Annotated in this window: 16 protein-coding genes; 13 read left to right on the top strand and 3 right to left on the bottom strand. The window is 43.2% G+C overall.

Translation table 11 applies throughout. From position 1 onward, the window contains the following. Positions 1–57 precede the first annotated feature (57 nt). The 3 genes from MHH86_RS23340 (at position 58) to MHH86_RS23330 (ending at position 2,091) form a co-directional block, all read left to right on the top strand. A complete protein-coding gene (locus MHH86_RS23340; RefSeq protein ID WP_341031215.1) occupies positions 58–354 on the top strand; it encodes a YlaH-like family protein in 297 nt (98 codons plus the stop codon). Positions 355–436: 82 nt separating this feature from the next. Beyond that, the gene (locus MHH86_RS23335; protein WP_340892437.1) at positions 437–1,537 is read left to right on the top strand and encodes an LCP family protein; all 1,101 of its coding nucleotides are present in this window, start codon (positions 437–439) and stop codon (positions 1,535–1,537) included. 101 nt (positions 1,538–1,638) lie between these two features. Continuing rightward, the gene (locus tag MHH86_RS23330; protein WP_036683715.1) at positions 1,639–2,091 is read left to right on the top strand and encodes a pyridoxamine 5'-phosphate oxidase family protein; all 453 of its coding nucleotides are present in this window, start codon (positions 1,639–1,641) and stop codon (positions 2,089–2,091) included. A gap of 56 nt (positions 2,092–2,147) precedes the next feature. Here the strand turns inward: MHH86_RS23330 and MHH86_RS23325 are convergent, their stop codons facing one another. After that, positions 2,148–2,723 carry a YhcN/YlaJ family sporulation lipoprotein gene (locus MHH86_RS23325; protein WP_036683713.1) on the bottom strand — a complete coding sequence of 192 codons (576 nt, stop codon included), beginning with the start codon at positions 2,721–2,723 and terminating at the stop codon, positions 2,148–2,150. Positions 2,724–2,830: 107 nt separating this feature from the next. Between MHH86_RS23325 and MHH86_RS23320 the strand changes: the two genes are divergently transcribed. Together MHH86_RS23320 and MHH86_RS23315 are read left to right on the top strand one after the other, a co-directional pair. Beyond that, positions 2,831–4,162 (top strand): PhoH family protein, encoded by a 1,332-nt coding sequence (locus tag MHH86_RS23320; RefSeq protein ID WP_036683710.1) that lies wholly within the window; start codon positions 2,831–2,833, stop codon positions 4,160–4,162. A gap of 380 nt (positions 4,163–4,542) precedes the next feature. Further along, positions 4,543–5,769, top strand: a complete 1,227-nt coding sequence (locus tag MHH86_RS23315; RefSeq protein ID WP_342479437.1) for an extracellular solute-binding protein — start codon at positions 4,543–4,545, stop codon at positions 5,767–5,769. Here MHH86_RS23315 and MHH86_RS23310 read toward each other — a convergent pair. Together MHH86_RS23310 and MHH86_RS23305 are read right to left on the bottom strand one after the other, a co-directional pair. Next, positions 5,761–6,861, bottom strand: a complete 1,101-nt coding sequence (locus tag MHH86_RS23310; RefSeq protein ID WP_036683942.1) for a hypothetical protein — start codon at positions 6,859–6,861, stop codon at positions 5,761–5,763. The two genes, MHH86_RS23315 and MHH86_RS23310, sit on opposite strands and share 9 nt — an antisense overlap. Positions 6,862–7,028: 167 nt before the next feature. Continuing rightward, positions 7,029–7,265: a DUF2626 family protein gene (locus MHH86_RS23305; RefSeq protein ID WP_036683705.1), complete on the bottom strand. Its 237-nt coding sequence runs from the start codon at positions 7,263–7,265 to the stop codon at positions 7,029–7,031. 345 nt (positions 7,266–7,610) lie between these two features. Here MHH86_RS23305 and MHH86_RS23300 point away from each other — a divergent pair, with 345 nt between their 5' ends. From MHH86_RS23300 to MHH86_RS23265, 8 genes are all read left to right on the top strand, one after another. Then, on the top strand, positions 7,611–8,261 hold the full coding sequence (locus MHH86_RS23300) for an RsfA family transcriptional regulator (protein WP_036683702.1): 651 nt from the start codon (positions 7,611–7,613) through the stop codon (positions 8,259–8,261). Between the two features lie 107 nt (positions 8,262–8,368). Continuing rightward, positions 8,369–9,331: a 2-dehydropantoate 2-reductase gene (locus MHH86_RS23295; protein WP_341171005.1), complete on the top strand. Its 963-nt coding sequence runs from the start codon at positions 8,369–8,371 to the stop codon at positions 9,329–9,331. 21 nt (positions 9,332–9,352) lie between these two features. After that, on the top strand, positions 9,353–9,739 hold the full coding sequence (locus tag MHH86_RS23290; protein WP_036683696.1) for a DUF3397 domain-containing protein: 387 nt from the start codon (positions 9,353–9,355) through the stop codon (positions 9,737–9,739). Positions 9,740–9,889: 150 nt separating this feature from the next. Then, positions 9,890–11,599, top strand: a complete 1,710-nt coding sequence (locus MHH86_RS23285; RefSeq protein WP_036683694.1) for a peptide ABC transporter substrate-binding protein — start codon at positions 9,890–9,892, stop codon at positions 11,597–11,599. A 221-nt stretch (positions 11,600–11,820) separates the two neighbouring features. Beyond that, the gene (locus MHH86_RS23280) at positions 11,821–12,753 is read left to right on the top strand and encodes an ABC transporter permease (protein WP_036683691.1); all 933 of its coding nucleotides are present in this window, start codon (positions 11,821–11,823) and stop codon (positions 12,751–12,753) included. Positions 12,754–12,756: 3 nt separating this feature from the next. After that, positions 12,757–13,692, top strand: a complete 936-nt coding sequence (locus MHH86_RS23275; RefSeq protein ID WP_036683689.1) for an ABC transporter permease — start codon at positions 12,757–12,759, stop codon at positions 13,690–13,692. A gap of 11 nt (positions 13,693–13,703) precedes the next feature. Continuing rightward, the gene (locus tag MHH86_RS23270; protein ID WP_076316810.1) at positions 13,704–14,699 is read left to right on the top strand and encodes an ABC transporter ATP-binding protein; all 996 of its coding nucleotides are present in this window, start codon (positions 13,704–13,706) and stop codon (positions 14,697–14,699) included. Next, the gene (locus MHH86_RS23265; RefSeq protein WP_076316809.1) at positions 14,696–15,616 is read left to right on the top strand and encodes an ATP-binding cassette domain-containing protein; all 921 of its coding nucleotides are present in this window, start codon (positions 14,696–14,698) and stop codon (positions 15,614–15,616) included. The genes MHH86_RS23270 and MHH86_RS23265 overlap by 4 nt, the downstream gene beginning before the upstream one ends. Positions 15,617–15,759: the final 143 nt, after the last annotated feature.

The raw sequence follows: 15,759 nt of genomic DNA, 5'->3' as shown, positions 1-15,759 counted from the left end.
CCCCTACTGATGATATAATGTAAACGTATCTTAAATTTGGGAGGAGTGCGGTTATCTATGCAGGTGTGGTTCGCTGAGCATCCAATCGTCGCTTATATTGTTATCTTTATATTGCTTACTTTTGTTTATAATCAAGTCTTTCGTGTGAATCAAAAGTTATCGATTGGCAAGGAAATCATGCTCTACATAATGATGGCGATTGGCTCTGGCATGCTCCTAATTTTCCAACATGATAAGCTTCCGATTATCCAGTGTCTGTTGGTTGCTGTCGGATTAATGCTGATGGTACGGATACGTTATATAGTAGAAGCTCGACAGAAGAGAAAGGCCGCAGCAGCAACGAAGAGATCGTAATCGCAACTTTTGTACCTTAAGGATCGTCTAATTAATGTAGCAATTCTAATTCTAAATGAAATGAAAAGGACTTTATTCTATTATGAGTACAAGAAACAACGGTTTACCTCCAAGAGCAAACGGGCAACAACCTACTAATAGAAAACAGCCTGTGAAGGGTGTTTCTAAGAAAAAAACGAAAAAGAAAGTGAAAAAGAGAGGTTTTTTTGGCAGATTAGTTAGAGTATTGTTAACTTTGCTAATTATTGCGATCCTCGGCGTGCTGGGTTATGGCGGTTATCTGTATTGGAAGCTTGAGCATGGCGTATTTAATGCAGGGGTTGAGGGTACGGTTGCCCCAGGGCAATCCGCTTCAGAAAAGCCACTGACGATGCTTATACTGGGAACGGATAACAGACCTAAACACGAGTCTTATTTGACTGACGTAATCATGGTTGCAGCACTTAATCCTAAGACCAAATCAGCGACCATAGTTTCGCTTCCTCGTGATACCTATGTGGAGCTAAGCGGCTATAAGAAAACGAAGATTAATGAATTTTATGCTCGCTTCAAGGGTAAGGAGAAATCCTCCGGACTACTGGCTGAAGACGAGATGAAGACGATGATGGGTAAGTATTTGGACATTGATGTAGATTATACAACGATTCTTGATTTTCAGGGCTTCCGGGATGTGGTGGACGAGCTTGGGGGAGTCGAAGTAAATATTAGTGAAAATATGTGTTATACAGACACTGTGGACGGCACGAATATCAATCTGAAAAAGGGTCCGGCAGAGCTGGATGGAAAAAATGCATTGGACTATGTGCGGTATCGTAAATCCAATTGCAAGCCTAAGACTAACGCTTCAGATGATTTTGATCGCAACAAACGCCAGAACGAAGTCCTGAACAGTCTGGTGGATCAGATGCAATCGCTTGGTGGCGTATTGAAAATCGGCAAGGTGCTTGATGCAGTGGACAGTAACATGAAGACAGATATCGAAAATTCGCAAATCAAAGATATGATTGCGACGTATTGGAAGATTTCCAAAGAGAATATCGAATTCAAGCCGGTTACTGGTACGTGGCGAAGTCCATATGTATATATTAATGATGAGGAGTTGGAGGCCGCTAAGAAAAGCTTGCAGGATCGAATTGCAGGAATTTCCACTGGAGCTGATTCGACAACTGCTGAGGCGCCTTGAGGACCTTAATATCTTCCATAGCTAAAATTGAATGCAAGTTTCAGCCTGTGCTATAATATAATAAATCGAATGAATTAACGTCGCATAGGGGGCCAGTACTTATGTCCGAAGCCGTTGCTCAGCTGAATGAAACTTTGCTATCGATGCTGCAATCGGAAACCTTTGTTCTTCTAAACACAGTTGATGCGGAGACAGGCGGTCCTACATCCACAGCTATTTCGTGGCTTTATGCTGTTAGTCCTAGTACTGTGCGTTTGGCTATTGATCATCGTTCAAGACTTGTGAATAATATGAAGGTTAATCCATTAATAACTATAACTGTGTTTGGTGAAGGAACTGTCTATGCCATTAACGGTAGTGCTGCTGTAAGGCAGGACCCGCTAGAGGATGTTCCCTTTAAGATGTGCTGTTTTGATGTTGAAATTAAAGCGGTCCGCAACGCGCTTTTTTACGGCGCGCAGCTTGACTCCGCCCCAAGATATGCGAAAGTTTATGATGGACGTGCCGCTGAGAAGTTGGACGGACAAGTATTTGCTGCCATGAAAAAAGCCTAGTGAAAATATCACTGGGCTTTTTTTGAATTCTAAGGACTTCTTTTGTCCTTTACCCACTACTGTGCATTTCTTTGCGGCTTGGTATCCTCTGGCAGCTGTGGCATGATTCGTCCGATAATATCAGCCAGCTCGGATGAGAATCCGGAAATCGGATGTCCCTTGGAGATATGGCGGCTCATTTCCGCTAATCTGCTGGAGAGATCCATATCCGCTGTGACAAGCGCCCGTACACTTCTTGGGTCTTTGCGGATAGCTTCTGCTACAGAATATTTGATGCTTCCTACACGTGAGCGGCCTAGAGAACCTTCTACATCAAGACCAACAATGGCAACTTTGTTCATGACTACACAGTGTGCGCCATTTACACCGGGAACTCTTTTGGCCAACTGTTCAAAATGATCCTTAAGTGCAATTTCATTTTCTCCATTAACATTGACGGCTTGACCAGCTTTTGAGGTGGCTTTAGGATTAGTCGCACCATCATTGGACAATTGCCGAACCTCATGGTTCCCCGTACCCTTTACAGCATTCGCAGATTGTTTATTCTGAGGAGAGGGTGATGTCTTTTTATTAGCGATACCGCAGCTTGTCAGTAGCAGCAGTACCAGCAACAGACATATTGATTTTCTCATATGTGATTACTCCTTTCAGCCAATGAATCGTTTCTGTACCTTATCTTTTCCCTTGGCGGAAAGAGTTATGTATGATCAATCAAACCAGGCGCTGTGGAGGGGATAATATGAACAAGATATTTGTGCTAGATACCAACGTGCTTTTGCACGACCCCAATTCAATTTTCTCTTTCAAGGAGCATGAGGTGGTTATTCCGGCTGTTGTGCTGGAAGAAATCGACTCCAAGAAGCGCAATGCTGACGAAATCGGTCGGAATGCCCGTACGGTATCCCGATTGCTCGATGGACTCCGGGAACTAGGTCATCTGCATAGCGGTGTGGAACTGGAGCATGGAGGCAAGCTGAAGGTAGAACTTAACCATCGCAGTTTTGTGAAGGTACAGGAAATGTTTGGTGAGGTGTCTAACGACAATCGGATTTTGGCTGTTGCGCTCAATTATTTGAATGAAGAGAATGAGAAGCCTGATCCGCGTCCCGTTGTGCTTGTGAGCAAGGATGTACTGGTTCGTATTAAAGCGGATGTACTTGGAATTACGCCAGAGGATTATTTGTCAGATCGTACTGGAGACTTAAATGAACTATACACTGGTTACCAATCTCTGCAGGTGCATCCCGCATTGATTGATGAATATTATAGTCACCGCTCTCTGACGGTAAAACAGCTCGCGTTGTCGTATCCGTTGTACCCTCATGAATTTGTGATTCTCAAGGATGAGATTGGCACTGGCAAATCAGCTCTTCTAAAAGTGAATAGTGATGCCACACGTCTGGAGCCACTCTATCTGGGCAATGATTCGGTTTGGGGGATCAGCGCCCGTAATGCTCAACAACGAATGGCACTGGAGCTGCTGCTAAATGATGAAATCCCGCTCGTAACGATCACGGGTAAGGCTGGGACAGGGAAGACGTTATTGGCGCTTGCAGCCGGACTATTCAAAGTGGAGGATGAACATAAATACAAAAAATTGCTTATCGCCCGTCCGGTTGTTCCTATGGGTAAGGACATTGGTTACTTGCCCGGTGAGAAGGATGAGAAGCTTAGACCCTGGATGCAGCCTATTTATGATAATCTGGAATTCCTGTTCGATACCAAAAAAGCTGGCGATATCGATAAAATCTTAATGGGGTTAGGCAGTATACAGGTAGAAGCCTTAACCTATATTCGCGGCCGTTCAATCCCATCACAGTTCATTATTATTGATGAGGCGCAGAACCTTTCCCGTCATGAGGTGAAGACCATTGTCTCCAGAGCGGGAGAAGGAAGTAAAGTCATTCTAATGGGCGATCCGGAGCAAATCGATCATCCATATCTGGATGCTGCGAGCAACGGACTGAGCTATATCGTCGAGAAGTTTAAGCAGCAAGGGATTAGCGGACATATTACTTTGGAAAAAGGTGAACGTTCCCGCTTGGCGCAATTGGCCGCGGATCTACTCTAGCCGTTCATGAATCCAATTTTCAGCCGGGAGAAGCAAACACTCCCGGCTTTTTCCTGCCCGCCCGGAAACGGCAGAGGAATTTAAAGTTGGTTGTGGTGATTAGAGCCATGGAAAGAAAGTTTGGAACTGTAGAAGCGAAGCGTTCGCCTTTATCCTCGGATTTTAACCGCATGATGCGGTAATTAAATCAGGAAATCTGAGGATAACAGCGATCGGAAGTCCAAAGCTTTCTTGTAATGGCGGTCAGATCACCTTCCTATTTTTAATGCCTCTGGCGTTTCACCCATATAATAGAAAGAGAACGGTTTCACAAACTAAAGACAAGCACCGGAGGGTTTGGTAAAATAGGGGAGACCAATCAAAAGGGAAGGTGGGAAATCGTGCTGAAACGCAAAAATTATTGGCTGCTTTTTGCAATTTTACTACTATCGCTGACAAGCCTGTCGCCCAGTATGGAATTGAGTACCAGTAACGATCCACGTCCTATGAAAAGACCGCAAAGTCAGTCGACCCATCCCTCTTCCGGAGATGAGGGAACTATAGATAGCTTACATATAAGAGTATCGTTAAATAGCGAAGAATTTAGTGAACTGGAGCTCCTTAGCAACCGTTATACCTTAGAAAGTGGAGTAAAGGTTATTTTAAGCAATGTGGATATTGAGGATGCCGATGAGGTATTGAAGCATGATTTAACGATCGGGGACAGCCCGGATATAGTCATGGCAGATGGACGAAGCATACTGGACTGGGCCACACGTGGATATTTATTGCCGATGGATGTGTATCAGAGCGTTCCGGGGAGTGCACCGTTAACACAGTTGATCCCCTTGATGCAGTGGAATGGATATAATTGGGGAGTCCCGTTAGATATAGATCCTTACGTGCTCGTTTATTCCCCACAACGGCTGGCGGAGCTGGGTTTTAATGCATTACCCAAAAGCCTCGAAGAGTGGAATATCCTGCTTCAGAATGTGCTTAAAGAGCAAGGAAAATATTTACTCGCGATGGATACCCGTAATCCTTATGGATTGTCAGCGGTAATGGAGAGCATGAATAGCAGCTTGTTAGCAGATAACCAAGAAGTGTTGAATTGGACTCAGAACGCCCGCAGTTATTTTTATCTCACCAGCCGCTACAATAAAGATGTCTGGGATATGCTACAAGGAGGTAGTGTCGCGGTTGCTTCTTTACCGTTATCCGAGTGGCAGAAGCATGGTAATTCATCCCTTGCTGCTGTTCCGGCGCTGACTGCCAATAACGGAGGTGGGTTTGAATCCTGTTACAGTCGATCTTTTGCCCTTCCAGCTCAATCTCAAAGTCCAAAGGAAGCTGTGAATTGGCTGACTTTTATCACCTCAGAGGATGCTCAGTTGGATTGGTTGGAGAATACGGGGAGCTTGCCGGCGCTTGATGTTCTTTATCGTTCGGAGCATGCTTTTAAATACAAACTTCCTTTCGATGTTGAGCTATTGCTGACAGAAGAAACCGCCCCGGAGGATGAGTCACAGGGCGGCTGGAGTAAGGTTGTTGAAGCTGTATCATTACTATTAACAGGGCAGATAGATGCGGAAGGCTACAAAGAATATCTAAAAGAAGGTCTAAAATGAAATGGAAAGCTTAACATGCAAGACGCCCTCTTGGCTATCTACTGCCGTGGCACGAAGGAAAGATACTATTTTTCCAGGATAAAAGCCTAAGTCAAATTCTTCTTCCAACGTTTTTCTTGTCGTGTCAGGCAATTCAAGACCATTAAATACAATATGATCGACTTGGAATATAAGGCCGTTGATCGGTTCTTCCTGAATGGTGTAGTGACCGGTCAGTGAAAGAGCTAGCGCTCCGCTTTTTCCAGTGGCAGTAATTGAACCGTCATTGAAATGAAAGGCGAAGTCTTTAAACAGCGAATTCTGTGATTGCAAAAATTCATTCAAATCCTCTTCCTTCAGGTTTAGCTCATAAGTCATTCCCTTTCGAGTCAGTACACCCTCTCGATTCTGAACAAACTGTGGTAGTTTATTCATTGCGGAGGATAACGCCTTGAAATATGTTTTTACCTCGTGCAGGCCGATATTCTCCCAATATAATGTGAATTCTTTAAGTAGAGTACTCATATTTTCAGGATCGCTGCTATTTTTAATCCCACCCTCAATTTCCTTGTTGAGCGCGTTTACCCGAACTTGCTGTTCCTCCAGAGCCGTGCGCAGCCGGGCGAGCTCTTCCGAGTTTCGCTTCGCAGTCTGAATGGTATCCTTCAAATCCTTATATTGTTCTTCATATTGTGAGAGAATATCGCGGTCATTCCCAATAATAATCTCATAATAATCGAACAGAGCCAGGAATCTGCTGATACTTTTTGCTGAAAAAAACGCGACCAGAAGATTATCTCTATCCCCCATATAATAAGAACGCACAACTGCACCTGCCCGTTCCTGTTGGTCCGCGATGGCTGTTTTTTTCTGGGTAGCTTGTCTGTTCAAGCTTTCTACCTTTTGTTCAAGCGCTTTTTGTTCGGCTGTAATCTTGATGATTTCACGTTCAATTTCTGCAGAAGACAAGGTCTGTTCAAGTAGTTTACGGGTTTCTTCATTATCTGGTATAGCAGAGTTGAAAAAATCACCGCTAGGATCGGCAGACAAGTACTTCACAGGTTGTAACGGAAACAAAGTACAGCAGAAGAGAATTAGTATGGTTGCAATCATGCGGCTTTGTAAATTGCGGGAGCGCACCACACCACCACCTTTTTTTTGAAATGATATATGTATGTACTAATAATATGTTTAACCCTTCTAAAATAGCATACAAACAAAAAAACGGAAGTGATCCTTATAAGATAAGGACCTCATCCGCTCCAAAAGAGTACTGCAATTTATAGTGGAAGACCCATTTGAAAGATCGTCCAATAACTAAATCCGGTGAAAGTCAGAATCATGTATGCCCAGAAGAGAAGAACATAAGTTTTTTCAGTAAATTTCATATAGCCAAGTATTACGAAAAATGCTGTTTGCAAAAAGAAAAGCAAGGCCATTTCTGTTAGACCTCCGGCGAAAGCCATCAATCCAATAGCTAATGTGAAAAAACCTAATACCCGAAACATGCGGTCCAAGAGAGAGTCCCCCTTCCAGTATGTATCTAACGAATATTCCTTCGATTTATTATACCCTCAACATAATTATGTGTAAACGAATTCATTGAAAAAAATGCACTAATCTTCAAAAAATGTGATTTTTATAATTGACCTGAGTGATTAGCGCTTTAAAAAAGAGAATTTATAGTTTTATGCGTATGATGTACGCAGATAATGGAAATACAAATTAGTATCAAATAGATTCTATGAACTCTATGAGAAGCATAGAAATGGAGTAAGCAGCTTTTATCCCTATTCACTACCCGGCAGAACTGCCGGTTATGGAGATGGTTATTTCATGACGTTGTTAGGAGGTTTGGCTTTATGACAGCCGTTAGACAGGACGCTTGGAGTGCAGAAGATGATCTAATATTGGCAGAAGTAACTTTGCGACACATTCGGGAGGGCAGCACACAGCTTGCCGCTTTTGAAGAGGTGGGCGAAAAAATCGGCAGAACATCGGCCGCTTGCGGATTCCGCTGGAACAGTTGTGTTCGGAAAAGTTATGAAGGTGCAATCGGTATTGCTAAAGGGCAGCGTCAAAAGCGTAGCTACCTGAAAAAGCAGCCGTCAGTAAGAGGAGCGCAAGTAGCTGGTCTGATTCTGGGTGATGTCGATGAGGAATTTGGGCGCGGTGAGGGATTAAGTGAAAACACATTATCCATTGATGCGGTCATTCGTTTCTTAAGACAATGGAAGGGTACGATCCAGGAAGCAGGACGTCAGCTGAAAATGCTGGAAAGAGATCTGCGCGAGAAGGAAGATGAATTAACAGAATTACGATCTGAGAATGAGCGGTTGTCTAAAGAGGTTAATCTTGCTCAAAGCGACTACCGGGTAGTCAACGATGATTACAAAGCTTTAATTCAGATTATGGATCGTGCTCGCAGGCTTGCTTTCTTAAATGAAGAAGAAGAAGAAATGAAGACTCGTTTCAAAATGGATGGTAACGGAAATTTAGAACGCATTGAATAAACGATAGGTTAACTAACAATCCCGCAAGTGGTCTGCTTTTTAAGCACCACTTGCGGGGTTTTTGGTATACTTAGAAAAATTGTGCTTAAGATCAGCAGGAGGGTTATATGAAAATTGATATAATTGGTGCAGGTTCACTCGGGCTGCTGCTGGCAGGGAGATTGATCCAAGCCGGGAATGATGTGAGACTGTGGTGCCGAGGGATAGAACAATGCCAACGATTAGGGCGTGATGGCTTAACGGTTACCTACGAGGATGAACGCGAGCCGATAACAATTTCGGAAGATCAGTTTGTATCCGCGCCAATAGGGGAGTTCGCTGGTGCTTATCTAGAAGAGCCGAGTGATTGGATCGTGGTGACGGTTAAACAGAATACTCTACATAATGATTTGCCTGAATTTCTATCCCTACTTAAGGAAGAGCAAGTACATATGATATGTTTTCAGAATGGTACAGGACATATGGAGATGTTGGGGGGCTTGTTGCCGGACGCCAATTTATATGTAGCTGTGACTACGGAGGCTGCGAAGCGCAAATCATTAACTGAGGTCATTCATGCAGGAGGAGGGGAGGTGTGGATAGGAAAATGGAGCTCAGGGGATGGACAAGCTCATAGCATACATAATGATTTAAAAGCGAATAATTTAATAGAAGTTCTCATAATGGCAGGATTCGCAGCCTTTTTGTCGAATGAAGTGGATACCATGATTTACCGGAAGCTCTTGATCAATGCCGTTATTAATCCACTCACGGCGATTTGGCGTATTCCAAATGGGGAGCTGCTGTCTTCAGAGCAACGCCTCCAATTAATGAAGGAAGTTTTTGAAGAAGCAACAATGGTGTATGATTTCTGTGAAATTACTTATGATAAGGATGCTTGGGATAACATCCTTCAGGTGTGCCGGTTAACGTCTGGCAATATTTCATCTATGCTGGCAGATGTACTTGCTTCAAGAACCACAGAAATTCGTTGGATCAATGGAAGTCTTGTAGAAATGGCAGAACGATCTGGAGTGTCGGCACCATTAAATCGCTGGCTCTGCCAATTAGTAGAAGGTATTGGGGTATGATCTCTGGGGAGAGGTGAAGCTATGGGACTGCTGATGGATTCGGTTATTACTTTAAGCGTTATTCCGATTGTGCCGTTTTTGATTGTTTTTTTCATTGGAAAAGGCTTAAAAAAAGATAAAAAGAAAACTTTTATGCTCGCTATGGACGTGACCACATTTTTTTTATTATTGTCGGTCTCCGCATTGTTTAATAACATCTTTAATTCCGGTTTTGGGTTTTACCTTATACTAATTATTGTATTAATATCCGCTGGACTGATTGGCGGAGCTCAAAATCGGATGAAAGGAAAGGTAGATGGGAAGCGGTTATTTCGGGCAGTTTGGAGACTTTCGTTCTTTTTTATGAGCGTCGGATATTTATTATTTATGTTTGTTGGGCTAATTACCTACATATCACAAGCGATGTAACGTTCCACTGCTTCGGTGAAGCGTCAACGTCACAAAAGTTTAAAGTTTTAAAAAAAAAATATTTTCTGAAAACATTGCACTAGATTTTTTTGACCACTGGTTGTATAATCATAAACCATATACCACATTCTATTTAGGGGGAACTGCTAGATGAAGAAGAGTAAAAGTCTATTGCTAATGATTGCATTAGTACTTGTTATCGGCACAGTGCTTGCTGGCTGCGGCGGAAACAATGCAAACAGCGGCAATAAAGGTAACAATGCTAACACTGGTAACACGGCAACTGGTAATGCAGCTACAGAAGAAAAATTGGCTGCTGACCAAACATTGAGAATTAACCTTAGTTCTGAGCCTCCAACATTTGACCCAGGATTGGCGCAAGATAGCCAAGCTAACACTGTCCTGAAAACAATGTACGAAGGTTTGACTCGCATGAATGATGAAACAGGTCAAGCTGAACCAGGTGTTGCTGAAAGCTGGGAAGTTTCCGCTGACGGTCTGGTATATACTTTCAAACTCCGTGATTCACAATGGAGTAACGGCGATCCTGTAACAACAGAAGATTTCGTTCGCGCTTGGAAACGCGTGCTCGATCCTGCTGCTGCATCTGCTGCGCCTTACGCTTATCAATTGTACTACATCAAAAATGCTGAAAAGTACTACAACAAGGAAATTACTGATTTCAGTCAAGTAGGTGTCAAAGCGATTGATGAGAAAACTCTTGAAGTTACTCTTGAATCCTCCACTCCTTACTTCCTTGGATTGCTTTCCTTCTACACTTATTACCCTGTACACAAATCCATTGAGAGTAATCCTAAATGGGCAACAAGCAAAGATTCTATGATCGTTAACGGTGCTTTCACTCTTACTGAGTGGACTACTGGTCAAACTCTTGTTGTAACTAAAAACGATAAATACTGGGATAAAGATTCCATTAAACTTAGCGCTATCGATTTCTCCCTTGTAAACAGCGGTGCAACTGAACTGCTCAGCTACAAGAACGGTGAATATGATCGTGCGGGCGGACCAACTGGTGAAATTCCATCAGAACAAATTCCAATCGTACAAAAAGAACTTCCTAACGAATTCAGCCGTAAAGGTATTGCTTCCGTATACTACTACGAATTCAATATCACTGAAAAACCATTTACAAACGCTAAAATCCGTAAAGCTCTTGCAATGGCGCTTAACCGCCAAGCTTTGATTGACAATGTAGTTCAAGGTGGACAATTCCCAGCATTCGGTTTTGTACCTCCAGGTATCGCTGGTGCTGATGGTGAATACCGTACAGCAGTTAAAGATAGCTACTTCACTGAAGATCTAGAACAAGCTAAAACATTGCTTGCTGAAGGTCTGAAAGAAGAAGGTATGGATAAACTGCCTACATTCTCCCTGACTTACAACACAAGTGAAGGTCACAAGAAAATCGCTTTGGCGATTGCTGATATGTGGAAAAACAATCTTGGTATCGACGTACAAACCGTTAACCAAGAGTGGGCTGTATTTATTGAAAACCGTCAAAACCTGAACTACCAAGTTGCTCGTGCTGGTTGGACTGCGGATTACAATGATCCAATGACTTTCCTTGATATGTGGGTAACAGGTGGCGGTAACAATGATACTGGTTACGCTAACCCTGAGTATGACAAATTGATCAGCGAAGCTAAAACAAGCACTGACTTGGCAGTACGTCAAGAAAAGTTTGCTGCAGCTGAAAAATTGCTCATCGAGCAAGATATGGTTCTGATTCCTTTGTACTACTACACTAACAACTCCCTGACTAAAGAGTACCTTAAAGGTGTTACTCTTGACTTTAGTGGTGCAATTGACTTGACTCGCGGATACTTGCTTGAGCACTAAGATATTGCTTTAGTAATTACAACAGAATAGTTAGTTGACTGAAGTTGCAGAATACTTCGGGATATATATGTGGAATTCCATATATATCCCTTTTTTTTGTACTCCTGTCTATTTGTTAATTAATGTTATTAATAACATATATAGAAAATAGACAAAAATCCGTTTTTTTCATAAAATCATTATTATGTGTATCAAAAATTGTCGGAGGAGGTGTGATGGGGATGGTTCGTTATGTCGCAAATAAGTTTTTCTATATGTTGGTTTCTCTATTTGTATTGATTTCAGCTACCTTTTTCTTGATGAAAGCTATTCCGGGGGATCCGTTTACTTCTGAAAAGAAGGTACCGCCAGAAATTAAAGCACGTCTGATGGAACAATATGGTCTGGACAAGCCGCTCTCTCATCAGTATTTTAAGTATTTAGGTGATATTATCCAAGGTGACCTAGGTGTCTCAATGAAACGCCTAAATCAAGATGTATCACATTTGATCAGTCAAACCTTTTCAGCGTCGCTGAAGCTGGGACTCGTCGCAATCGTTGTGGCGGTTATTGTCGGAGTATTTCTCGGCATGTTGGCGGCACTCTATCACAGAAAGTTTATTGACAGCGCAGCTATGGTGCTGGCAGTTCTGGGGATTGCGGTTCCGAGCTTTGTAGTCGCGTCATTACTGCAGTACGTATTTGCTTTCAAACTGGGTTGGGTACCGGTTTCAGGTTTTAAAGGGCCAATCTATTATTTCTTACCCGTGGCCGCGCTCTCGGCACAGCCGATCGCCTTTATCGCCCGCTTGACCCGTTCAAGCATGCTTGAAGTTTTGAATGCGGATTATATCAAAACGGCTAAAGCAAAGGGATTGAGCTGGATGGCTATTCTGAGCCGTCATGTACTTCGTAACGGAATTCTACCTGTTGTTACTTATATGGGGCCAATGACAGCTAACATCGTAACTGGTTCGGTTGTTATCGAGCAGATCTTTGGTGTTGGGGGTATTGGTAAACAGTTCGTGGAAGCGATTGGTGTCCGTGACTATACCGTTATTATGGGGATAACCATTTTCTATGGTGTATTACTCATGGTTGCCCGCTTTATTACTGATATTGCTTATGTATTGATTGACCCACGTATGAAATTAAGTGGAGGAAAGGAGGGCTAAAGAGTGGCTACTGAAAATAACTTGCTAAATCTAAAACCGGAAGATTTTCAAAAAGTCGGTGTGGATGAAAAAGAAGCCGAAGTTATCCAGCGTGAGAGTCTCTCTGCTTGGAAAGACTCTTGGCAACGGTTGCGTCAAAATAAAATGGCGATGACTGCGCTCGGTATCCTGGGTTTGATTGTACTTGCAGCGATTTTTGCACCTTTTATCTCGAAATATAACTATTATTCTAATGATTTGATGAGCACCAACAAGCCCCCTTCCTCCGATCACTGGTTTGGAACGGATGATCTTGGTCGTGATATCTTTGTCCGTACTTGGTACGGTGCACGGATCTCCTTGATCGTTGGTCTTGCTGCGGCAGCCATCGACTTGTTCATCGGTGTTATCTACGGAGGCATTATGGGCTTCTTCGGCGGCCGTGTAGATAATATTATGAATAAATTCTCTGAAATTTTGTATTCTATTCCATATTTGCTGGTTGTAATCTTGCTCTTGGTCGTTCTTGAGCCAAGTCTTGGAACAATCATCCTAGCTCTAACCATTACAGGCTGGATTACGATGTCGTGGATTGTGCGTGGAGAAATTATGCAGCTCAAGAATCGCGAATTCGTATTGGCGTCCCGTTCCATGGGTGCTGGTTCTGCGAGACTGTTGTTCAAGCACCTTCTGCCGAACGCGGTTGGTCCGATTATCGTAACCATTACACTGTCTGTACCAAATGCTATCTTTGCTGAGGCCTTCCTAAGCTTCTTGGGTCTTGGTGTACAAGCTCCTGTTGCTTCACTTGGATCGATGATCAATGACTCACTCACCGGCTGGCTGTATTATCCATGGCGCTTCTTGTTCCCTGCGATCCTAATCAGCTTAACAATGCTTTCTTTCAACATTTTCGGTGATGGTCTTCGTGACGCGCTTGATCCTAAGCTGAAGAAATAGGAGGAATATGGATGGAACCTATTTTACAAGTCAAAGATTTGCATATTTCCTTTTTTGTTAAGGGCGGAGAAGTACAAGCTGTCCGTGGTATGAATTTTGAAATTGGCAAAGGCGAAACGGTTGCCATCGTCGGCGAGTCCGGCAGCGGTAAGAGTGTAACTGCTCAATCGATTATGCGTTTGATCCCTTCTCCACCTTCTAAAGTGAAAAAGGGAGAAATTATTTTTCAAGGACAGAATCTGCTAGACAAAAGCATGAAAGAAATGGAATCTATTCGCGGTAAAGATATTGGCATGATTTTTCAAGACCCGATGACTTCTCTGAACCCAACCATCAAAGTGGGCAAACAGATCACTGAAGTTTTGATTAAACATCAGAAAATGTCAGCGGCCGAAGCGAAAAAGCAAGGTATGGAGATGTTGAAATTAGTAGGCATCAAAAATGCGGAGGCTCGCTTTAACCAATATCCCCACGAATTCTCAGGCGGTATGCGCCAGCGTGTAATGATCGCAATCGCGTTAGCTTGCCGTCCGGCTTTGCTGATAGCGGATGAGCCTACAACGGCTCTAGATGTAACCATTCAGGCGCAGATCATGGAAGTTATGAGAGAGATGCAGCAAAAACTAGGTACCTCCATTGTTCTGATTACACATGATCTCGGCGTAGTTGCTGGCATGTGTGATCGGGTGATTGTAATGTATGCAGGTGAGGTTGTGGAGACCGGAACAAGATGGGAAATCTTTAAAAATCCACAACATCCATACACCAAAGGTCTGCTGCGCTCAATGCCGCGTCTGGACCAAAAGAAAGGCGAGCCGCTTATTCCGATCATCGGCACACCGCCAGATCTGATCAAGCCGCCGATCGGCTGTCCGTTCACTGCTCGTTGCAATGAAGCGATGCATGTGTGCGAACAAATCGATCCCGGCGCCACAGAATTCAGCGAAACGCATATGGCGCGTTGCTGGAATCTGCATTCGATGGCCAAGGAGGTGCAGTACTCTTGAGTAAGAACCTAATAGAGGTAGAAGGTCTTAAGAAATATTTTAATGTAGGTAAAGGTAAGGTTCTTAAGGCTGTTGATAATATTAACTTCACGATCCGTGAGGGCGAGACACTTGGGATGGTAGGTGAGTCCGGTTGTGGTAAGACTACTGCTGGACGTACGATTCTTCGCTTGTATGAGCCAACTGCTGGAAGTGTGAAATATAATGGTACAGACATTTATAAATTACCTGGAAATCAAATGAAGGCTATGCGCCGTGACATGCAAATGATTTTCCAAGATCCGTACGCATCGCTTAACCCGCGGTTTACGGTTTCTGATATCATCGGCGAGGCACTGGACATTCACGGAATGGCTGGCAGCCGTGCAGAACGTAAGAAACGGATTGAAGAACTGCTGGATATGGTTGGTCTTAATCATGACCATGCAACCCGTTATCCGCATGAATTCTCCGGTGGACAACGTCAACGTATCGGGATTGCCCGTTCGTTAGCAGTTAATCCTAAGTTCATCGTTTGTGATGAGCCGATTTCCGCACTTGACGTATCCATTCAAGCTCAGGTCGTTAACTTGCTTAAAGAATTGCAAGATCGTCTGGGATTGACTTATCTTTTCATCGCGCATGATCTGTCCATGGTTAAACATATCAGTGATCGCGTAGCAGTTATGTACTTGGGTAAAATGGTTGAGTTGGCGGAAAGTGAAGAGCTATATGCAAATCCTATCCACCCTTATACTAAATCCCTATTGTCGGCTATTCCAGTTCCGGACCCGGAAATTGAAGTCAACAAAAAACGTATTCACTTGCATGATGAGCTTGGCAGCCCTATTTATTCTGCTAACGATGAGACCAATGACAGTGACTTTGAATTAGTAGAAGTATCTAAAGGCCACTTTGTCAGCAAAAAATTCGCATAATTTATACTTAGGTTTTCAAAGGCGGGAGCATTATGCTCTCGCCTCTTGTATGTATTTAGGATATTATTTAATGATTTTATAGTATAATTGAACAGTTGGCTGTACCTGTGTTGCTGATATCAAGACATGTTTTGCTTTGACGC

The sequence above is a fragment of the Paenibacillus sp. FSL F4-0097 genome (genome assembly GCF_038593125.1).
Classification (GTDB): domain Bacteria; phylum Bacillota; class Bacilli; order Paenibacillales; family Paenibacillaceae; genus Paenibacillus_AQ; species Paenibacillus_AQ odorifer.
The sequence above is the reverse complement of the archived record's forward strand: the minus strand, read 5'-3'. Positions and strand labels throughout refer to the sequence as shown.

Bases quoted from the DNA above. Each gene is read 5' to 3' on its own strand.
- MHH86_RS23285 (WP_036683694.1), top strand. From the start codon at position 9,890: ATGAAGAAGAGTAAAAGTCTATTGCTAATGATTGCATTAGTACTTGTT.
- MHH86_RS23300 (WP_036683702.1), top strand. From the start codon at position 7,611: ATGACAGCCGTTAGACAGGACGCTTGGAGTGCAGAAGATGATCTAATA.
- MHH86_RS23280 (WP_036683691.1), top strand. From the start codon at position 11,821: ATGGTTCGTTATGTCGCAAATAAGTTTTTCTATATGTTGGTTTCTCTA.
- MHH86_RS23330 (WP_036683715.1), top strand. From the start codon at position 1,639: ATGTCCGAAGCCGTTGCTCAGCTGAATGAAACTTTGCTATCGATGCTG.
- MHH86_RS23320 (WP_036683710.1), top strand. From the start codon at position 2,831: ATGAACAAGATATTTGTGCTAGATACCAACGTGCTTTTGCACGACCCC.
- MHH86_RS23310 (WP_036683942.1), bottom strand. From the start codon at position 6,861: ATGATTGCAACCATACTAATTCTCTTCTGCTGTACTTTGTTTCCGTTA.
- MHH86_RS23325 (WP_036683713.1), bottom strand. From the start codon at position 2,723: ATGAGAAAATCAATATGTCTGTTGCTGGTACTGCTGCTACTGACAAGC.
- MHH86_RS23290 (WP_036683696.1), top strand. From the start codon at position 9,353: ATGGGACTGCTGATGGATTCGGTTATTACTTTAAGCGTTATTCCGATT.
- MHH86_RS23335 (WP_340892437.1), top strand. From the start codon at position 437: ATGAGTACAAGAAACAACGGTTTACCTCCAAGAGCAAACGGGCAACAA.
- MHH86_RS23270 (WP_076316810.1), top strand. From the start codon at position 13,704: ATGGAACCTATTTTACAAGTCAAAGATTTGCATATTTCCTTTTTTGTT.
- MHH86_RS23295 (WP_341171005.1), top strand. From the start codon at position 8,369: ATGAAAATTGATATAATTGGTGCAGGTTCACTCGGGCTGCTGCTGGCA.
- MHH86_RS23340 (WP_341031215.1), top strand. From the start codon at position 58: ATGCAGGTGTGGTTCGCTGAGCATCCAATCGTCGCTTATATTGTTATC.